The organism is Bradyrhizobium sp. 26S5 (assembly GCF_036923295.1).
Classification (GTDB): domain Bacteria; phylum Pseudomonadota; class Alphaproteobacteria; order Rhizobiales; family Xanthobacteraceae; genus Bradyrhizobium; species Bradyrhizobium septentrionale.
Map to the genome: position 1 here is coordinate 4,330,281 of NZ_CP145948.1, position 17,023 is coordinate 4,347,303.

Sequence of the window (17,023 nt, forward strand, 5' to 3'; positions counted from 1 at the left end):
CATTATTTCAGACTTACTCGCCGGCGAGTTGCAGCCGGGGCTTGGCGGCGCCGGCTTCCTCGAGCCGCAGCCGGGCTTCCTCGCGCCCGATATAGTCGCGGGTCATCGGGACCACGCCCTGGCGCTTGGTGAGCTGCAGCTGGAAGTTCATCATGTTCTGCACCCGGAACGACATCTCCGAGGCCGCCAGATAGAATTCCCACATCCGGGCAAAGCGCTCGTCGTAGAGCCGCACAGCTTCCTCGCGCCGCGCCATGAAGCGCTCGCGCCACGCCTTCAGCGTCTCGGCGTAGTGCAGGCGCAGGATCTCCATGTCGCAGATCAGCAAGCCGGCCTTTTCGATCGCCGGCATGACCTCGGAGAGCGCGGGAATGTAGCCGCCGGGGAAGATGTATTTGCGGATCCAGGGGCTCGTGACATCGGGCCCGGTCGAGCGGCCGATCGAATGCAGCATCATGACGCCGTCGTCGCTCAGGAGCTCGGCGCAGCGCTTGAAGAAGGTTTCATAGAAGGCGACGCCGACATGCTCGAACATGCCGACCGAGACGATGCGGTCGAACGGGCCGGGGATGTCGCGGTAGTCCTCAAGCAGGAAACGCGCCGAATGCGACAGGTTTCGCTCCGCCGCCCGGGCGTTGGAGATCTGCAGCTGCTCGGTCGACAGCGTGACGCCGGTGACGTCGGCGCCGCTCATCTCGGCGAGATAGAGCCCAAGCCCACCCCAGCCGGAACCGATGTCGAGGATGCGGTGGCCGGGCCTGATCAGGAGTTTTGCGGCGAGGTGGCGCTTCTTGGCGAGCTGGGCATCGTCCAGCGTCGCGTCCGCCGTCTCGAAATAGGCGCAGCTGTACTGCTTGTCCGCGTCAAGGAACAGGGAATAGAGGCGGCCGTCGAGATCGTAATGGCTGGCAACATTGCTCCTGGAGCGGCCGCGCACATTGATCTGCTGGGCGCGCCGTCCAAGGAAACGAACCCAGGCCTGCAGCCTGGCAAAGTTCGGCAACATGGCCGCCTGGCCCATCAGGACAGACAGCACCTCGGCGATGGTGCCTTGTTCCATCACGAACGTGCCGTCCATGAAGGCTTCGCCGAGATAGAGCTCGGGATCGACCAGGACGCGGACTTCAGCCCCTGGGGTCATGAAGCGCGCGGCAACGGGTTCGCCGGTGCCGTCACCGCAGGTGAATTGGGCGCCGCTCGCGGTCGTGAACGTGATCGAGCCGCGGCGGATGAAGCGCCCCAAGAAGAATCGCAACAATCGGTCCATCGAAACACCAACGGAACGGCAAGCTGCACACCGACACCACCGGAGCTGATCACTCCAATGTGTCCCCATCCTCAACATAGGCAGGGAATTAAAAGCCGCTATTGCGTTGTGGTCAAAGCCGATATTCCAAAATGTGACAATTGCGTGGATGCGTCATGCGCGCGCTTCCATTCGCGTGATAATCGGCTAAAAGGTCACCGCCGCGGCCGATCCATGAGGCGCAGGCGGCGATTTTTCCGGAATCTGGAGACTTAAGGAATGTTGAGCCGAGCCCTCAGTCTGGCGACGGTGACGCTTCTGATTGGCTGCCTGTCAGCCGTATCGGCGCAAGCGCAAAACCTCGAGGCCGGCAAAAGCCCCTCCCAGATCTTCGCAAACACCTGCACAGCCTGCCACAAGAGCCCGCGCGGCCTGCTGAAGACCGTGCCGGCCGGTTCACTGCCGGGTTTCCTGCGCCAGCACTACACGACGTCCAGCGACATGGCCGGAGTGCTTTCATCCTTTCTGATTTCGAACGGCGCCAACGACCCGCGCTACCAGGCCAAGGATCAGCCCAAGGGGGCCAAAGGCAGCAGGGAAGGCCGGCAGGAGGCGAACCAGTCGCCGGAGCAGCAGCCGCCCGAGCGTCCGTCGCGCCGCCAGCATCAGGGTGCTGCGCCGCAGGAAGGCGCCAAGGAAGCGTCGAAGCCCGACGCGGACGGTCTGACGCCGGCTCCAGGTGAAGGACGCCATCGCGGCAGGCGCATGGCGCGTCCGAGCGAGGCGCCCGACGGCGTCAAGCCGGACGACGGCCAGACCCCGCAGGCCGCGGGCGAAGGCAAGCCGTCGCGCCAGAAGCACGGCCGTCGCGGTAAGCCGGTCGACGAGCCGAAGTCCGACGAGGCGCCCAAGGGAGAGGCGAAGGGCGCGGCGACGGGCGACGAGCCCAAGGCCCAGACCGCCGTCAAGCACGAGGACAAGGGTGAGACCGAGAAGCCGGCGAAGCCCGCCAGCGAGCCTGACACAGCCAAGGTCGATGCGCCCAAGAGCAGCGGCGAGCCGGCCGCGGCGCGGCCCGATCCGGTTCCGCAGGTGACGCCGGTAGCACCCGCCGCTTCGTCATCACCCGAGCCCGCCGCAGCCGCGTCTCCCGCTCCGGTGCCCGCCGCGCCGCCGGTGACCGCGACGGCGCCGCCGCCACCACCGCCCCCGACGACGCCGGGCTCCGGTCCACCGGAAGCTCCGACCTCGAGGTAATTGCCAACGCCGGGCCGCGAGGTCCGGCGTTATCGTTTGACAGCCATTAGAGCAAAACTCTAGAGTAATGATCTAGTCAGGGGGAAGACAGGTTGACCACGGCGCGCGAAGATCTGCTGGCGGCGGGACTGGCGGTGTTCGACCGCGACGGTTTCGAGGGCGCGACGGTGGCCGAGATTCGGTCCCGGGCGCGCGCCTCTAACGGCAGCTTCTTCCATTTCTTCGCCTCGAAGAAGGAGCTCGCCGGAACCCTGTTCCTGGAGATCCTGCAGGCCTATCACGCCGCGATCATCACCTCGATCGACGCCACATGCGGCGCCGCCGAGGGCGTTGCGCGGCTGATCCACGCCCATCTCGATTGGGTCGTGACCTTCAGGCGCGAGGCGCGCTTCCTGTTCGAGATTTCGCGCAGCGAGTGGGGCGAGGAGGTGCGCGGCGCACAGCGCACCGAGAATTCGCGGCTCACTGACGGCATCGAGCGCTGGCGCGCGCCGCTGCTCGCGCGCGGCGAGTTGCTGCCGATGAGCGCTGTGCTGTTCTTCAGTCAGATCATCGGGCCGGCGCAGATCTTCTGCCGCGCCTATCTGTCGGGCCGCCATCAGAGCGATCCGCGCGAACAGGTCGAGACGCTGATCGCCTGCGCGATCCGCGCGGTGGTGGCGCGGGGGGCGTCGGAGCGAGCAGGAGAAACGTCATGAGCGAGACCGATCCGGACTTTGCGCCGATCGCAACGCGGATTCGCGACAATGTCGGCCGTCAGGGATTCATGGGGCTGGTTGGTGCTGAAGTGGCCGAGCTGTCGCGCGGCGCGTGCACGCTCGCGGTCGACCGGCGGCCGGAGCTATTGCAGCAGCACGGCCTGTTTCATGGCGGGGTGACGGCGTTCCTGGTCGACAACGCCACCACGATCGCGGCGGCGACGTCACGCGGCCAGCCGGCGCTGACGGCGGAGTACAAGCTCAACCTGCTGTCGCCGGCGTCGGGCGATCGGCTGATCTGCCGGGCGCGGGTGATCAAGCCGGGACGTCAGGTCGCCGTCGTTGCAGCCGACGTGTTCTGCATCATCGACGGCAAGGAGAAGCACACCGCGACAGCACTGGCGTCAATTGCGATGCTTGACGACAAGGCGGCCGCACGAATCCAAAGCCCGGCCTGATGGGGCCGGGCTTCAGTCGGTGGAGTGATGAAGAGAAGCTTACTTCTCTTCGGCAGCCGGGGCCGGCTCGGCTTCGTCGTGCTGGGCTTCCGGATCGAAGAACTCGCCAGCGGCGGCGATCGCCTCGGCGGCAGCGTCCTGGTCTTCCTGGCGGGTCGAGATGTCCTCGCCGCGCTTGATCCGATCGGCCTCTTCGGCGGAGCGGGCGACCGTCACGGTGACGCTGGTCTCGACCTCGGGGTGAACCGCGATCGTCACTTTCTGCTGGCCGATCGTCTTGATCGGCGAGTCGAGCCAGACCTGCGGACGGGCAACCGTGACGCCGTCGGCGGCCAGCGCAACGACGATGTCGCGCACCGTGACCGAGCCGAACAGCTGGCCGGATTCGGAGGCCTGGCGGATGATGACGATGTCGCGGCCGTCGATCTTCTCGGCGACCACGGCGGCTTCGCCCTTGGCCTTGATGTTGTTGGCCTCGAGCTCGGCCTTCATGCCGTCATACTTGGCGCGGTTCGCGTCGGTGGCGCGCAGCGCCTTGCCGCGCTTCAGCAAGAAGTTGCGGGCGAACCCGTCCTTGACGCGCACGACTTCGCCCATCTGGCCAAGCTTGGCGACGCGTTCGAGCAGAATGACTTCCATTTTCGTTCTCCTTTGAGATGCAAAGTATCGGGTTGAAGTGGTTGGATCGAATGTCACGCCACCGGCAAAGGCGGCGGTCTTGTTTGCAGATAGCGCTGGCGCAGTCCGAACACGGCGTCGGCGATGCCGAGTGCGGCCATCACGAGGATCAGTCCGCTGAAAACGAACATGACGGCATAGACGCAAACGAGCCACAGGGTGCGGTTGCTGGCCGACAGGGTCAGGACATGCAGGACGGCAAAGCCGACGAGCGCGTAGGCGAACAGCAACGCGGTCGCGACCGCCTTTGCCAGCATTGCGAACGTGCCGCCGACAAAGCAGAACGCGACGGCGGCGGCCAGGATCGCGAGCGTGACCGGCGGCAGCGCGGTGCTTCGCAGGTCCGGCCATGGCCGATGCAGGCGTCCGGATGTCAGTGCGACTTTCGCCGCCAGCCACAGGTTCAGCGTGAACATCATCGTCACGCTCACCGGCAGCGCCAGCGGGGCAAGGAACACGAACAGCCTCGCGAGCTGATCGATTTGCTCGGCCGTCATATTGCCGTCGGTCTGGCGCATCATCTCGCGCAGGCCCTGCCGGATGGTCTCGGCGATGGCGTCGACGTCTGCACCGAACGACAGCAGGATGCCCGCCGTCGTGAGGACCGCTATGGCCACGATCCAGATCAGGATGCGACCGACCGGATACCATTCGAGATTGGCGGCGCTGCCCGCGGCCGCTGTGGTCGCGCCCGGGCGTCCGAGCATGGCGAGATGGCCGAGCCACCAGGCCGGCAATGCGACCCCGATTGCGAAGCCGACGCCGTGGGACAGTCCGAGGAGGGTTATCAGCGCGGCGGTCGCGATGATGCCGCTGAACACAGCGGCAAGCGGACCCCAGCCGAGCGCCACCACCATGAGCGGCAGCGGAGCAAAATAGGCGAGCAGCAACGAGACCGCCGCGCCCGAAACGATCGAGGCGAACATCAGCGCCGACGCGGCGCCGGCTGCAAGTGCAACGATGAGTATCGCGATCATCAGCTGTCCCGCTCCTTTCGAGCGGTTAGAGGCACTCTGTCGAGAACCCCAACCATCGGCGACCGGACGACCCGGAAGCCTTATGAGAATAAGCGGCCGGCGGCGCGTGCCGCCGGCCGGAAACGTTTACCTGATAACGTAGGGCAGCAAGCCGAGGAAACGCGCGCGCTTGATGGCGCGGGCGAGCTCACGCTGCTTCTTGGCGGACACCGCCGTGATGCGGCTCGGCACGATCTTGCCGCGCTCGGAGACGTAACGCATCAACAGCTTGGAATCCTTGTAGTCGATCTTCGGCGCGTTCGCGCCCGTGAACGGGCAGGACTTGCGGCGACGGAAAAACGGACGGCGGGCACCAGCATCAGCCATGATTCATTACTCCTCGGTCGCAGCTTCTTCTTCGCGCGGACGGCGCGGGCCACGGTCGCCACGGAAACCACCCTCGCGGTCGCCACGGAAGCCGCCTTCGCGGTCGCCGCGGAAGCCACCGCCGCGGTCATCGCGCTCGCGGTCACGGTCGGCCTTGCGCATCATCGCGGACGGGCCTTCCTCGTGCTCTTCGACGCGCACGGTGAGATAGCGGATGACGTCTTCGTTGATCCGCTCCTGACGCTCGATCTCGGTGACGACAGCCGACGGTGCGTCGATGTTCATCAGCACGAAATGCGCCTTGCGGTTCTTGTTCATGCGGTAGGTGAGGGAGCGCACGCCCCAGCTCTCGGTCTTGGTGACCTTGCCGCCGCCCTGTTCGACGATGCCCGTCATCTGGGCCGTCAGTTCATCCACCTGCTGGGTGCTCGCATCCTGACGCGCGAGAAAAACATGCTCATAAAGAGGCATGGTTGTCCTTTCCTGTGTTGGCGCGGGTTTCCGGCGACAAGCCCTTCGAGACCTTCGGAAAGGACTCGAGCTGCTCAGAAGGCGGGAGCACGGGACGACGGGCCGACTGGCCCTGCCACATCAAAATCAACGGGTGAATTTGCTGAGACCGTCCGTTCAGCTCCCGGCCGGAGCCCACGAATGGGGCGCTTTATACGGATTTTGGCCGCGAAGGCAAGGGTTGTCGTCCCTGGGATTTCGCGACGAGGCCGGGCCTCTCCGGCGCTCCATAGCCCACTTTCGCGGATCCTTGTTGATTTCTTTGTTTGTATATCATACAAATATCTCCGGGAGGACGATCAATGGGTTCGGAGACCGCCAGCGGCATGTCCGCGTCCGATCCGAAGCACGCCGTCCGCGCGACACGGTCGGCGGGGCGCAAGATGCGCTCGCTGCTGCTCGATGCCGCCAGCCGCCTGTTCAAGGAGCGCGGGGTCTCGGGCACGTCGATCTCCGATATCGCCGCAGCCGCCGACGCCTTTCCGAGCCAGATCACTTACTACTTCCGCACCAAGGAGGCGCTGTTCGTCGAAGCCGCCAGCCGCGACATGCTTTATCTGGCGCGCGCGACCGAGCAGGCTGCGCTGCAGGCACAGACGCCGCGGGAGTACACGCACGCTTTGGCCGAGACCGTGACGGCAACCGACACGGTCGCCTTCTTCGCCGAGGCTTTGACGCTCACGCGGCGTCGCCAGGATCTCGCGCCGCTGGTCGAGCGCACCATCGAACGTCTGCACAGCGAAGGGGCGCGCGCCTATGCGGGCCAGGTCGAGCGGCACGGCTGGCGCTCGCTGCGCGCCCCCGAGGAGAGCTCGCGGCGCTTCTGGGCGATTGCGATCGGCGTGATCGTCGAAGGCTTTGCCATGGGCCGCGGCTCCGAGGAGATGTGCCGCGAATTGCTGCGCGCGCTCGGCGAGCAGGCGACCGCAACATCGACGTCGGCCAATGATGGATCGCGCCTGCGCCTGGTCGGCGATCGCGACAATTCACCCTCCACGGACGGGGAGACCAGCTCATGACCGCGCTTCGCATGCGTGCCCGCGATTTTCTCACCGAAGACGAACTGGTGGCGGTCCGTGAGCGCACCACGTGGAAGGGCGTCGCGCTGATCGCGCATGCCTGGGCCTTGATCCTGGGGGCGATCGCGATGGTCGCATGGTGGCCCAATCCGCTGACCTATCTGCTTGCGGTCGCGATCATCGGCTCGCGGCAGCTAGGGCTTGCGATCCTGATGCATGACGGCGCGCATGGCTGTCTCTCGGCGGACGAGAAGACCAATCTCATGCTGAGCCAATGGTTCTGCGCCTATCCGATCTTCGCCGAAACCCGCGGCTATCGCCGCTATCATTTGCAGCATCATGCGCGGACACAGCAGGAGGACGATCCGGATCTCGTGCTGTCGGCGCCGTTTCCGATCACGCGGATGAGCTATCGCCGGAAATTCTTCCGCGATATCACCGGGCAGACCGGCTACCAGCAGCGCAAGGCGCAACTGCTCAATGCACTCGGGCCGAAGGACTGGCCGTTGTCGCAGCGTGCCGCGAACTTCTGGGACAAGCTCGGGCCGCAATGCGTCACCAACGCGCTGCTGTTCGCAGGCCTTGCCGCCGCCGGCGTGTGGTGGGCCTATCCGCTGTTGTGGCTGGTGCCGCTCTTCACCTGGATGATGGTGATCACGCGGATCCGCAACATCGCCGAACATGCCGTCGTGCCCGACAGCACCGATCCCCTGCGCAACACCCGCACCACGCGCGCCAATGTCCTCGAGCGGCTGTTCATCGCGCCATACTACGTGAACTATCACCTCGAGCATCATCTGCTGTTCTACGTGCCCTGTTACAACCTGCCGCGCGTCCACCGCATCCTGAGCGGAAGCCGCTATGCCGGCCGGATGGAGGTGCAGCCGGGCTACGCCGCCGTGCTGCGGCTTGCGACGGCCAGGCCCGCCCACGAGGATCGTCCGGGGCAACTGGTCAACAGCGCGCGCCGGGCGCAGGCCGGCGCCAAGGTTAACGCCGACCAGAATGCCGGTGGGTTCTAGCCGGAAGCCCGTCCGGCATCCCCAGGGTTCCGTGCGCGCGGCTTGACATCGCGCCCCCCATCAGTGTCTTACGGCCCGGTCCAGGGCTGGGGTGCACGGCAGGGCCCGGACCCGCTGTGGCGCGTTTCGCGCGACGCGGATACCGTTTCCCCTGCGGCGGGCGCAAGGCGCCTGCGCGGGGATCACGCTCAACAAGGTGGGGATCGCCGATGACGGCAGCATTTACGTTTCCCGGGCAGGGCTCGCAGGCGGTTGGCATGGGCAAGGCCCTGGCCGACGCCTTTCCGGTCGCCAAAGCGGTGTTCGACGAGGTCGATTCCGCCCTGGGCGAGAAGCTGACCGCGATCATCTGGGATGGTCCGGGCGAGACTTTGCAACTGACGGAAAATGCCCAGCCGGCCCTGATGGCGGTCTCGATCGCCACCCTGCGCGTGCTCGAGAGCGAAGCCGGCTTCTCGGTCGGCCGCAACGCGGCCTTTGTCGCCGGGCACTCGCTCGGCGAGTATTCGGCGCTGGCCGCCGCCGGCAGCCTGACCGTCAGCGACACCGCGCGGCTGCTGCGCACCCGTGGGCTCGCGATGCAGAAGGCGGTGCCGGTCGGCGCCGGCGCGATGGCCGCGCTGCTCGGCCTCGACTACGAGGCGGCTGTGGCGGTCGCCAATGAGGCGGCGCAGGGCCAGGTCTGCCAGGCCGCCAACGACAATGGCGGCGGCCAGGTGGTGGTCTCCGGCGACAAGGCAGCGGTCGACCGCGCCGTCGAGATCGCCAAGACCAAGGGGGCAAAGCGCGCCATGCTGCTGCCGGTGTCGGCGCCGTTCCACTGCAAGCTGATGCAGCCGGCGGCCGATGCGATGGCCGAGGCGCTGTCCGGCGTCACCATCAAGGCGCCTGCCGCGCCGCTGGTCTCCAACGTGCTGGCCTCGGCGATCACCGATCCCGACGAGATCCGCCGCCGCCTGGTCGAACAGGTCACGGGGACGGTTCGCTGGCGCGAGTCGGTCGCCTATATGGCAGGGCAGGGCGTGACGCGCTTCTTCGAGATCGGCGCCGGCAAGGTGCTGAGCGGCCTCGTCAAGCGCATCGCCGATGGCGCGGTCGGCGTGTCCGTCGGCGGCCCGAACGATATTGCTGCGGCCAAGGACGCGCTCGCAGCTTCGGCTTGAAGCAGCCGGAAGGAGAATTCGATGTTTGATCTGACTGGCAAGACGGCGCTCGTCACGGGCGCAACCGGCGGCATCGGCGGCGCGATCGCCCAGGCGCTGCACGCGCAGGGCGCGACGGTCGCGATTTCGGGGACGCGGCGCGAGGTGCTGGACGGCTTTGCGGCCAAGCTCGGCGAGCGCGTTCACGTGCTGCCGTGCAATCTCTCCAGCAAGGATGATGTCGAGGACTTGGTGCCGGCAGCGGAAGCTGCGATGGGCCAGGTCGACATCCTGATCGCGAACGCCGGCATCACCCGCGACAATCTGTTCGTGCAGTTGCGCGACGAGGATTGGGACGACGTGATTGCGGTCAACCTGACCGCGACATTCCGCCTCGCGCGCGCGGCGACCAAATTGATGATGCGCAAGCGCTTCGGCCGCATCATCGCGATCACCTCGATCGTCGGCGTCACCGGCAATCCGGGGCAGGGCAACTACACCGCCTCGAAGGCCGGCATCATCGGCCTGATCAAGACGCTCGGTGCCGAATACGCCAAGCGCGGCGTGACCGCCAACTGCATCGCGCCGGGCTTCATCAAGACGCCGATGACCGATGCGCTCAACGACAAGCAGCGCGAAACCATCCTGGCGAAGGTTCCTGCGGCGCGGCTTGGAACGCCCGAGGACATCGCTGCGGCGGCGGTCTATCTGGCCTCGAACGAGGCTGCCTACGTCACCGGACAGACCATTCACGTCAACGGCGGGATGGCTATGATTTGAGCTGCTTACTGGCTCTCGCAATGCGGCGAAAAGCCGTTTTCGGGAGCCGGTTCAGGCGTGTAGTCAAGGCTTGGGAAGTATGATAGCTGAACCCCCCATGGATGGGCAAAGAACGCCATTGCAGGATTTTGAAACCCTGTATATTGGCGTGGCGACGCCTGCCGTTCGCCGGGGCTTTAGTCGGCTACGACCGGGCCGAATCAAGACTATGCGCGACTGAGTAATCGAGACGACCACGATGGCTCGTATCGTCTTGGGGTCGGGTCCAATGGAACAACGAGGTTGAACGATGAGTGAGATTGGCGAGCGGGTTAAGAAGATTGTGGTCGAGCACCTTGGTGTCGAACCCGAGAAGGTGGTCGATGGCGCGAGCTTCATCGATGACCTCGGCGCCGACAGCCTCGACACGGTCGAGCTCGTGATGGCCTTCGAAGAAGAATTCGGTTGCGAGATTCCCGACGACGCGGCGGAGACGATTCTCACCGTCGGCGACGCGACCAAGTTTCTTGAGAAGAACGCGAAGAGCTGACGCCGATCGCGGAGTTGATGGGGCCGGACGGACCGCGGTTGAGCGGTCCCCCGGTTTCTTACTATTAGCCGCCCATTGCTGGCCGGAGGCGTGGAAATGAGACGGGTTGTCGTCACGGGGCTGGGCATGCTTACACCGCTCGGCTGCGGCGTTGACGCAACCTGGACGCGCATCTTGGCCGGCGAGAGCGGCGGCAAGAAGATCGACACGTTCGAAGTGTCCGACCTGCCGAGCCAGGTCGCCTGCTACATTCCGCGCGGCGACGGCTCCAACGGCACCTTCAATCCCGATCAGTGGATGGAGCCGAAGGACCAGCGCAAGGTCGATGACTTCATCCTCTACGCGATGTGCGCCGCCAGGCAGGCGCTTGACGATGCCAACTGGCATCCGAAGTCCGATGAGGACCAGTTCGCCACCGGCACGATGATCGGCTCCGGCATCGGCGGCCTCACGGGCATCGCCGAAACTGCGGTGCTGCTGAAGGAGCGTGGACCGCGCAGGGTCTCTCCCTTCTTCATTCCGGGCCGCCTGATCAATCTGGCGTCCGGCTACGTCTCGATCGAGCACGGCCTGAAGGGGCCCAATCATGCGGTCGTCACGGCGTGCTCGACCGGTGCGCATGCGGTCGGCGACGCGGCGCGGCTGATCGCGCTCGGCGATGCCGACGTGATGCTCGCGGGCGGCGCCGAATCGCCGATCTCCCGCATCGGCATCGCCGGCTTCTGCGCGGCGCGCGCGCTGTCCACCGGCTTCAACGATACCCCGCAAAAGGCATCGCGGCCGTACGACAAGGATCGCGACGGCTTTGTGATGGGCGAGGGCGCCGGCGTCCTCGTGCTCGAGGAATACGAGCATGCCAGGCAGCGCGGCGCGAAGATCTACGCCGAGGTCACCGGCTACGGCCTGTCGGGCGATGCCTTTCACATCACCTCGCCGCCGCCGGACGGCAATGGCGGCTTCCGCAGCATGAGCATGGCGCTGAAGCGCGCCGGCCTCGCGGCATCCGATCTCGACTACATCAATGCGCATGGCACCTCGACGCAGGTCGGCGACGAGATCGAGCTCGGCGCGGTCGAGCGCCTGCTCGGCAATGCGGCCTCGAAGGTTTCGATGTCGTCGACCAAGTCCGCGACCGGACATCTGCTGGGAGCGGCCGGCGCGATCGAGGCGATCTTCGCGGTGCTTGCGATTCGCGACAATGTGGTGCCGCCGACCATCAATCTCGACAACCCGTCGGTGCAAACGGCGATCGATCTTGTGCCACATACGTCGCGCAAGCGTGACGTGAATGTGGCGCTCTCCAATTCCTTCGGTTTCGGCGGCACCAACGCCTCCGTGATCGTGCAGCGCGTGACCAATTAGTAGGTCTTTAGAATTAGTCCACCGTTTTGCCGTATTCCGCGGTGACTCCTAATAGCGGGCGTATGCTATTGGCAGGGCAGGGGTTTGTCCGGCCACGATTCAACCGGCAGGATATTGGTTTGCATCGATGAGTGAGAGGCCGCCCATTTCACCGAGGAGTCCACGTGCCGCGCTGGAGCCCGAACAGGTTCCGCCGCCGCCCAAGCGCTCGGATCGTGCCCGCAATCCCTTCGTCATCGTCGGCAATGCCATCTTCACCATCCTGATCATCCTGATGATCGGCGCCGGAGCGACGTATTACTACGGCAGGCAAACGCTGGAATCGCCGGGGCCGCTGCAGGAAGACAAGATCGTCAACATCCCCGCGCGCGCCGGCAAGCGTGACATCGCCGACGTGCTCTCGCGCGAGGGCGTGATCAACGTCAACCCGTGGATCTTCATCGGCAGCGTGTTTGCACTGAAGGCGAGCTCCGATCTCAAGCCCGGCGAATACTCGTTCCAGAAGAACGCCAGCCTGCGCGACGTCATTGCCACCATCGTCGACGGCAAGGTGGTGCAGCACGCCATCACGATTCCCGAAGGCCTCACTTCGGAGCAGATCGTGACGCGGCTCACCGACAACGACATCTTCACCGGCTCGGTGCGCGAGATTCCGCGCGAGGGCACGTTGCTGCCGGAGACCTACAAATTCCCGCGCGGCACCACGCGCGATCAGGTGATCCAGCGCCTGCAGCAGGCGCAGAAGCGCGTGCTTGCCGAAATATGGGAACGCCGCAACACCGACACGCCGCTGAAATCGCCGGACCAGCTGGTGACGCTGGCCTCGATCGTCGAGAAGGAAACCGGCCGCTCCGACGAGCGCAGCCGCGTCGCCGCCGTGTTCGTCAATCGCATGCGCCAGAAGATGAAGCTGCAGTCCGATCCGACCATCATCTACGGATTGGTGGGCGGCAAGGGCACGCTGGGGCGCCCGATCAAGCGCAGCGAGATCACGCAGCCGTCGCCCTACAACACCTATGTGATCGACGGCCTGCCGCCCGGACCGATCGCCAATCCCGGCCGTGCCTCGCTGGAGGCAACCGCCAATCCGGCGCGCACCCGCGACCTGTTCTTCGTCGCCGACGGAACTGGCGGCCACGCCTTTACCGAGACCTACGACCAACACGCGAAGAACGTCGCCAAGCTGCGCGCCTCGGAGAAGCAGATCCAGAACGACACCGTCGAGCCCGCGGATGATCCGGCGCCGGCTGCCGCGGCGCCGGGCGCAGCCGACAACAATCCCACGGCGGCCACGCCGCCGAAGCCCACCAATCAGAAGAAGCCGCCGCGCAGCGGTCGCCAGGGCGCAGCCCAGCAGACCAATTCGCCGCCCGTCGTGCAGCGCTAAGGCGCGATGCAATCGGGCTGTATCGTCATCGCGCTTTAGCTTCTTGTTTGGGCATGATCTTTCCGGAAAACCGCTGCACGCTTTTCCGGATCATGCCCTAGCTCTGCATTTTCCGGGGGTGGACGTAATTCCACTTTCACGGAATCCGTTTTAAGGTCGCACCGGCTCCCCCCGAGTCTCGTTAGGCTCCGGGTGAGTGCCATATCCTTCTGTTGGAGAGTTTCACGCGATGGCGCTGTCGAGCATGACTGGCTTTGCCCGAAGCCATGGCGGAAGCGGTCCCTACACGTTCGAATGGGAGCTGAAATCGGTCAACGCCAAGGGCTTTGACCTGCGGTTGCGGCTGCCGCCGGGCTGGGACGAACTGGAAGCCCTCGCCAAGAAGCGCGCCGGCGAGCTGCTGTCGCGCGGCACGGTCTACGCCAATCTTACCGTCAAGCGCACCGATGCAGCGCAGACCATCCGCATCAACGAGGACGTGCTGGCCGCCGTCGTGAAGGTCGCAGGTGAGCTCGCGCAGCGGATCGACGCGGTGGCGCCGAGCATCGATGGGCTGCTCGGCATCAAGGGCGTCATCGAGGTGGTCGAGCCTGACAGCAACGAGGACGAGGACAAGGCGGCACGCGAGGCGGCGGCGAAGGCCTTCGAACAGGCGCTTAGCAGCCTCGTCGAGATGCGCCGCCGCGAAGGCGATGCGCTGGGCGCGATCCTGATGCAGCGGATGGACGAGATCGAGCGGCTCGCCAGGCGCGCGGAGGCGGCGCCCGGCCGCAAGCCCGACGCGATCAAGGCGCGGCTTGCCGAACAGATCGCAGCGCTGCTGGAGACCTCCGATCGCTTCGATGCCGACCGGCTGAGCCAGGAGGCGATCCTGATCGCCACCAAGGCCGATATCCGCGAGGAGCTCGACCGCATCGCCTCGCATATCGCCCAGGCGCGCGAGATGATCGGCAAGGGCGGCCCGGTGGGACGGCGGCTCGACTTCCTCGCCCAGGAGTTCAATCGCGAGGTCAACACCGTCTGCTCGAAATCGAACGACGTCGAATTGACCAATACCGGACTTGAGATGAAGAACGTGGTCGAGCAGTTCCGCGAACAGGTCCAGAATCTGGAGTGAATGATGACGGCGCAGGGTTTTGACGGCGTTGAGCGGCGCGGACTGATGTTCGTCCTGTCGTCGCCCTCGGGCGCCGGCAAGACGACGCTGTCGCGCATGCTGATCGAACGCATGCCGGATCTGAAAATGTCGGTGTCGGCGACCACGCGCGCGAAACGGCCGGGCGAGGTCGAGGGCCGCGACTACTTCTTCGTCGACAAGGCGAAGTTCGAGACGATGGCCAAGCAGGGCGAGCTCTTGGAATGGGCCACCGTGTTCGATAATCGCTACGGCACGCCACGCGCGCCGGTCGAGGCGGCGCTCGCGGCCGGCCAGGACGTGCTGTTCGACATCGATTGGCAGGGCACCCAGCAGTTGCGCGAGAAGGCGCGCGCCGACGTGGTCAGCGTCTTCATCCTGCCGCCGTCAGCCGCCGATCTCGAGAAGCGGCTGCATACCCGTGCGCAGGACTCGGAGGAGGTCATCCGCGGGCGGATGAACCGCGCCACCCATGAGCTGAGCCACTGGGCGGAGTACGATTACATCGTCGTCAACCAGAACGTCGACCACGCGTTCGCCGAGGTGCAATCGATCCTGAAGGCCGAGCGTCTCAAGCGCGAGCGCCGCACCGGCCTCACCGAATTCGTGCGCGGCCTGCAGCGTCAGCTCGAGAAGTAGCTGACCGCGATCGTGATGCGATCGCGGGGATCGCATCACGTCTCATACCCTGTTCAAGCGCGCTCTAGTTCGCCGCGCTGCGCGCCAGCCGCTGCAGCATGGCTGCGATCTGCTGGTTGTCCTGCTCCCTTTGATCCAGATCGCGCGCGGTCTCGCGGCGCGCAACCGGCGTCTCGGTACGACGCGCAGCAGGCGTCTCGGCGCGGCGCGGCACCGGTGTCTCGGAGCGGCGCGGCGCCGCCTCGGACAGGCGCAGCGGGCGGTCCCGGCCGACCACGGACATCGGTGGTGCCGGCTCGGTGTGGAGTGAATCCCAGGGTGCGCGCCACTCTTCCTTGATCTCGTAAGGCGGCGTCCGCGTGCGCGTCAGACCGAACACCAACGCGCTGACGAGGCCGGCCAGCGCCAGGGCGCCGACCATCACGATCAGCAGCATCTGGGTCGAGGACGACGATTTCTCCGCGGGCGCCTCGGCCGCGGCAGAGGCGGCAGGAGCTGTCGCGGCCGCCTGTTGCGGCGCTGTATCCGCCTGCGCGACCACGGTCGGCTGGTCTGCGGTGTGCCGGGTTCCGTTGGTTCCGGCCATGCTCGACGCGTCCAGCCATCTCGTATTCACGGCCGACGGCTGGGCAGTCGGGTCGGGCGGCGCAGCAGACGCCGCCGGATCGGTTGCCGCCGTGCTGCCGGCCTGGCCTGCAGGGCCCGCGACAGGCGCGGCAGCAGCCTGCGGCGAGGGCCACTCGGCATGCGCATCGGAGACCGATTTGCGCATTGCCGGCTGTGGCGCCGGCTTGCTCGGTGGCGGCGCCGCGTCGGCCGTCGCCGTGTCGGGCGCGGCGGCCGGCTGCTGCTGCGTGGTCGCGGTCTTGGCAGCCTTGTTCTTGGCCTCACCGAGATACCAGCACTTCTTCTTCGTGCGGTCGAGATGGTAGAACCAGTGGCTTCCCGCAGGCGCGGTTGCCTTGGGAGCGGACAGACAGGTGTCCGCCGTATTCGCCGTATTGGTGCTCGCCGTATTGGCGGCCGTCTGGGCCATGGCGCTGAAGCTGGCGCCGGCCAGGATGCTGGCGGCAAGCGCCGCAGCGAATTTCGCTGAACGATTTGACATACGCGTCCCCGGTATTCTTTTTTACGCAAACGCTGGTGACGCCAATCTCGGTAAAGAGTTGGGTCGCAATGCGCCGCAAATCCGGAGCGGGTAGGGCTTAATTGCGGCTTGCGGCGCCCCGCAATTGCGGCGCGCCGGTGGTCAGAAATCGTGCTGGTTCGGTCAGGGAACGGCCTACCGCTTTGACGCGGTCCAGTGGCCCTTGCATCCGTCAGATCGCACGAACGAGCCGGAACCGCTGCGGCCCGAGAAACGGCCCGAGCTGGTCCAGCTCAAGCCTCCGGCGGATCCGCTTCCCGTCGTGGACCCATTGGGGCTGACACGTCCGGAACTCAGCTCTCCCGAAATGCTGCCGCCTGAGATCACCAGCCGTTCGGTACTGGAGCCGCAAGGCGACCCCTCGGCGACAACCACCCACGAACCATCGAAATTGCCGCCACCGCCGCCCTCGCTGCCGGCTTTGCGCGTTGCGCGGCGCGGCGCCTCCGAGCTTCGTGCAGGCTTCGACGGCGCCACAGCGCGCGGCGCCTGGCGGGTCCCGGACAGCGACTTCTCGTCATTGCCGATGCTGCCGCCGCTGCTGCCGGCTTGCGCCAGCGCGGCCGCCGAACCGGTGAGGCAGAGCAGGGCAGAGAACAGGGTCATTCGAACGTTCGGCTGAAACATCGCTTGCATGGTCGGGCGTGTCCAAATTCTTGATCTGCAAATTC

The 17,023-nt window shown here is 65.9% G+C and carries 19 protein-coding genes; 12 read left to right on the forward strand and 7 right to left on the reverse strand.

Annotated elements, in window-relative coordinates; all coding sequences use genetic code 11:
* Positions 1-13 precede the first annotated feature (13 nt).
* A complete protein-coding gene (locus V5279_RS19830) occupies positions 14-1,267 on the reverse strand; it encodes a cyclopropane-fatty-acyl-phospholipid synthase family protein (RefSeq protein ID WP_338700187.1) in 1,254 nt (417 codons plus the stop codon).
* A 258-nt stretch (positions 1,268-1,525) separates the two neighbouring features.
* On the opposite strand from V5279_RS19830, the gene V5279_RS19835 reads away from it, so the two are divergent.
* The 3 genes from V5279_RS19835 to V5279_RS19845 all read left to right on the forward strand — a co-directional run bounded on the left by V5279_RS19835 (position 1,526) and on the right by V5279_RS19845 (position 3,659).
* The gene (locus V5279_RS19835; RefSeq protein ID WP_338700189.1) at positions 1,526-2,503 is read left to right on the forward strand and encodes a hypothetical protein; all 978 of its coding nucleotides are present in this window, start codon (positions 1,526-1,528) and stop codon (positions 2,501-2,503) included.
* Between the two features lie 92 nt (positions 2,504-2,595).
* A complete protein-coding gene (locus V5279_RS19840) occupies positions 2,596-3,201 on the forward strand; it encodes a TetR/AcrR family transcriptional regulator (protein WP_338700191.1) in 606 nt (201 codons plus the stop codon).
* A complete protein-coding gene (locus tag V5279_RS19845) occupies positions 3,198-3,659 on the forward strand; it encodes a PaaI family thioesterase (protein WP_338700193.1) in 462 nt (153 codons plus the stop codon). Before V5279_RS19840 ends, V5279_RS19845 begins: the two co-directional genes overlap by 4 nt.
* A 39-nt stretch (positions 3,660-3,698) precedes the next feature.
* Here V5279_RS19845 and rplI read toward each other — a convergent pair whose 3' ends face one another.
* The 4 genes from rplI to rpsF form a co-directional block, all read right to left on the reverse strand.
* Positions 3,699-4,298, reverse strand: coding sequence for a 50S ribosomal protein L9 (rplI, locus tag V5279_RS19850; protein ID WP_166296244.1), 600 nt, complete (start codon positions 4,296-4,298; stop codon positions 3,699-3,701).
* Positions 4,299-4,351: 53 nt separating this feature from the next.
* The gene (locus V5279_RS19855) at positions 4,352-5,314 is read right to left on the reverse strand and encodes a DUF2232 domain-containing protein (protein WP_338700196.1); all 963 of its coding nucleotides are present in this window, start codon (positions 5,312-5,314) and stop codon (positions 4,352-4,354) included.
* Positions 5,315-5,440: 126 nt separating this feature from the next.
* Positions 5,441-5,680: a 30S ribosomal protein S18 gene (gene rpsR, locus V5279_RS19860; protein WP_016844287.1), complete on the reverse strand. Its 240-nt coding sequence runs from the start codon at positions 5,678-5,680 to the stop codon at positions 5,441-5,443.
* Positions 5,681-5,686: 6 nt separating this feature from the next.
* The gene (gene rpsF / locus V5279_RS19865; protein WP_029083529.1) at positions 5,687-6,151 is read right to left on the reverse strand and encodes a 30S ribosomal protein S6; all 465 of its coding nucleotides are present in this window, start codon (positions 6,149-6,151) and stop codon (positions 5,687-5,689) included.
* Between the two features lie 341 nt (positions 6,152-6,492).
* Here rpsF and V5279_RS19870 point away from each other — a divergent pair, with 341 nt between their 5' ends.
* The 9 genes from V5279_RS19870 (at position 6,493) to gmk (ending at position 15,205) form a co-directional block, all read left to right on the forward strand.
* A complete protein-coding gene (locus V5279_RS19870) occupies positions 6,493-7,209 on the forward strand; it encodes a TetR/AcrR family transcriptional regulator C-terminal domain-containing protein (protein ID WP_338700217.1) in 717 nt (238 codons plus the stop codon).
* The gene (locus V5279_RS19875; RefSeq protein ID WP_338700219.1) at positions 7,206-8,231 is read left to right on the forward strand and encodes a fatty acid desaturase family protein; all 1,026 of its coding nucleotides are present in this window, start codon (positions 7,206-7,208) and stop codon (positions 8,229-8,231) included. The genes V5279_RS19870 and V5279_RS19875 overlap by 4 nt, the downstream gene beginning before the upstream one ends.
* A 209-nt stretch (positions 8,232-8,440) precedes the next feature.
* On the forward strand, positions 8,441-9,394 hold the full coding sequence (fabD, locus tag V5279_RS19880; RefSeq protein ID WP_212317736.1) for an ACP S-malonyltransferase: 954 nt from the start codon (positions 8,441-8,443) through the stop codon (positions 9,392-9,394).
* Positions 9,395-9,415: 21 nt separating this feature from the next.
* Positions 9,416-10,153 carry a 3-oxoacyl-[acyl-carrier-protein] reductase gene (fabG, locus tag V5279_RS19885; protein ID WP_338700225.1) on the forward strand — a complete coding sequence of 246 codons (738 nt, stop codon included), beginning with the start codon at positions 9,416-9,418 and terminating at the stop codon, positions 10,151-10,153.
* 289 nt (positions 10,154-10,442) lie between these two features.
* Entirely contained in the window at positions 10,443-10,682 is a 240-nt protein-coding gene (locus V5279_RS19890; RefSeq protein ID WP_011441358.1) for an acyl carrier protein, read from the forward strand.
* 96 nt (positions 10,683-10,778) lie between these two features.
* On the forward strand, positions 10,779-12,044 hold the full coding sequence (fabF, locus tag V5279_RS19895) for a beta-ketoacyl-ACP synthase II (RefSeq protein ID WP_338700232.1): 1,266 nt from the start codon (positions 10,779-10,781) through the stop codon (positions 12,042-12,044).
* A 127-nt stretch (positions 12,045-12,171) separates the two neighbouring features.
* Positions 12,172-13,431, forward strand: coding sequence for an endolytic transglycosylase MltG (gene mltG, locus V5279_RS19900; protein WP_166296220.1), 1,260 nt, complete (start codon positions 12,172-12,174; stop codon positions 13,429-13,431).
* Positions 13,432-13,660: 229 nt separating this feature from the next.
* The gene (locus tag V5279_RS19905) at positions 13,661-14,548 is read left to right on the forward strand and encodes a YicC/YloC family endoribonuclease (protein ID WP_166296217.1); all 888 of its coding nucleotides are present in this window, start codon (positions 13,661-13,663) and stop codon (positions 14,546-14,548) included.
* 3 nt (positions 14,549-14,551) lie between these two features.
* Positions 14,552-15,205 (forward strand): guanylate kinase, encoded by a 654-nt coding sequence (gene gmk / locus V5279_RS19910; RefSeq protein ID WP_338701299.1) that lies wholly within the window; start codon positions 14,552-14,554, stop codon positions 15,203-15,205.
* A 64-nt stretch (positions 15,206-15,269) separates the two neighbouring features.
* On the opposite strand, the gene V5279_RS19915 is transcribed toward gmk, so the two are convergent.
* Both V5279_RS19915 and V5279_RS19920 read right to left on the reverse strand, forming a co-directional pair.
* Positions 15,270-16,313 carry a hypothetical protein gene (locus V5279_RS19915; RefSeq protein WP_338700236.1) on the reverse strand — a complete coding sequence of 348 codons (1,044 nt, stop codon included), beginning with the start codon at positions 16,311-16,313 and terminating at the stop codon, positions 15,270-15,272.
* Positions 16,314-16,487: 174 nt separating this feature from the next.
* On the reverse strand, positions 16,488-16,958 hold the full coding sequence (locus V5279_RS19920; protein ID WP_338700238.1) for a hypothetical protein: 471 nt from the start codon (positions 16,956-16,958) through the stop codon (positions 16,488-16,490).
* Between the last annotated feature and the right edge of the window lie 65 nt (positions 16,959-17,023).

Excerpts from the sequence above, each read along its gene's own strand:
- V5279_RS19870 (WP_338700217.1), top strand. The coding sequence starts at position 6,493 with ATGGGTTCGGAGACCGCCAGCGGCATGTCCGCGTCCGATCCGAAGCAC.
- fabG (WP_338700225.1), top strand. The coding sequence starts at position 9,416 with ATGTTTGATCTGACTGGCAAGACGGCGCTCGTCACGGGCGCAACCGGC.
- V5279_RS19890 (WP_011441358.1), top strand. The coding sequence starts at position 10,443 with ATGAGTGAGATTGGCGAGCGGGTTAAGAAGATTGTGGTCGAGCACCTT.
- rplI (WP_166296244.1), bottom strand. The coding sequence starts at position 4,298 with ATGGAAGTCATTCTGCTCGAACGCGTCGCCAAGCTTGGCCAGATGGGC.
- mltG (WP_166296220.1), top strand. The coding sequence starts at position 12,172 with ATGAGTGAGAGGCCGCCCATTTCACCGAGGAGTCCACGTGCCGCGCTG.
- V5279_RS19835 (WP_338700189.1), top strand. The coding sequence starts at position 1,526 with ATGTTGAGCCGAGCCCTCAGTCTGGCGACGGTGACGCTTCTGATTGGC.
- V5279_RS19830 (WP_338700187.1), bottom strand. The coding sequence starts at position 1,267 with ATGGACCGATTGTTGCGATTCTTCTTGGGGCGCTTCATCCGCCGCGGC.
- rpsR (WP_016844287.1), bottom strand. The coding sequence starts at position 5,680 with ATGGCTGATGCTGGTGCCCGCCGTCCGTTTTTCCGTCGCCGCAAGTCC.
- V5279_RS19920 (WP_338700238.1), bottom strand. The coding sequence starts at position 16,958 with ATGACCCTGTTCTCTGCCCTGCTCTGCCTCACCGGTTCGGCGGCCGCG.
- gmk (WP_338701299.1), top strand. The coding sequence starts at position 14,552 with ATGACGGCGCAGGGTTTTGACGGCGTTGAGCGGCGCGGACTGATGTTC.
- fabD (WP_212317736.1), top strand. The coding sequence starts at position 8,441 with ATGACGGCAGCATTTACGTTTCCCGGGCAGGGCTCGCAGGCGGTTGGC.
- V5279_RS19845 (WP_338700193.1), top strand. The coding sequence starts at position 3,198 with ATGAGCGAGACCGATCCGGACTTTGCGCCGATCGCAACGCGGATTCGC.
- V5279_RS19855 (WP_338700196.1), bottom strand. The coding sequence starts at position 5,314 with ATGATCGCGATACTCATCGTTGCACTTGCAGCCGGCGCCGCGTCGGCG.
- V5279_RS19915 (WP_338700236.1), bottom strand. The coding sequence starts at position 16,313 with ATGTCAAATCGTTCAGCGAAATTCGCTGCGGCGCTTGCCGCCAGCATC.
- V5279_RS19875 (WP_338700219.1), top strand. The coding sequence starts at position 7,206 with ATGACCGCGCTTCGCATGCGTGCCCGCGATTTTCTCACCGAAGACGAA.
- rpsF (WP_029083529.1), bottom strand. The coding sequence starts at position 6,151 with ATGCCTCTTTATGAGCATGTTTTTCTCGCGCGTCAGGATGCGAGCACC.
- fabF (WP_338700232.1), top strand. The coding sequence starts at position 10,779 with ATGAGACGGGTTGTCGTCACGGGGCTGGGCATGCTTACACCGCTCGGC.
- V5279_RS19905 (WP_166296217.1), top strand. The coding sequence starts at position 13,661 with ATGGCGCTGTCGAGCATGACTGGCTTTGCCCGAAGCCATGGCGGAAGC.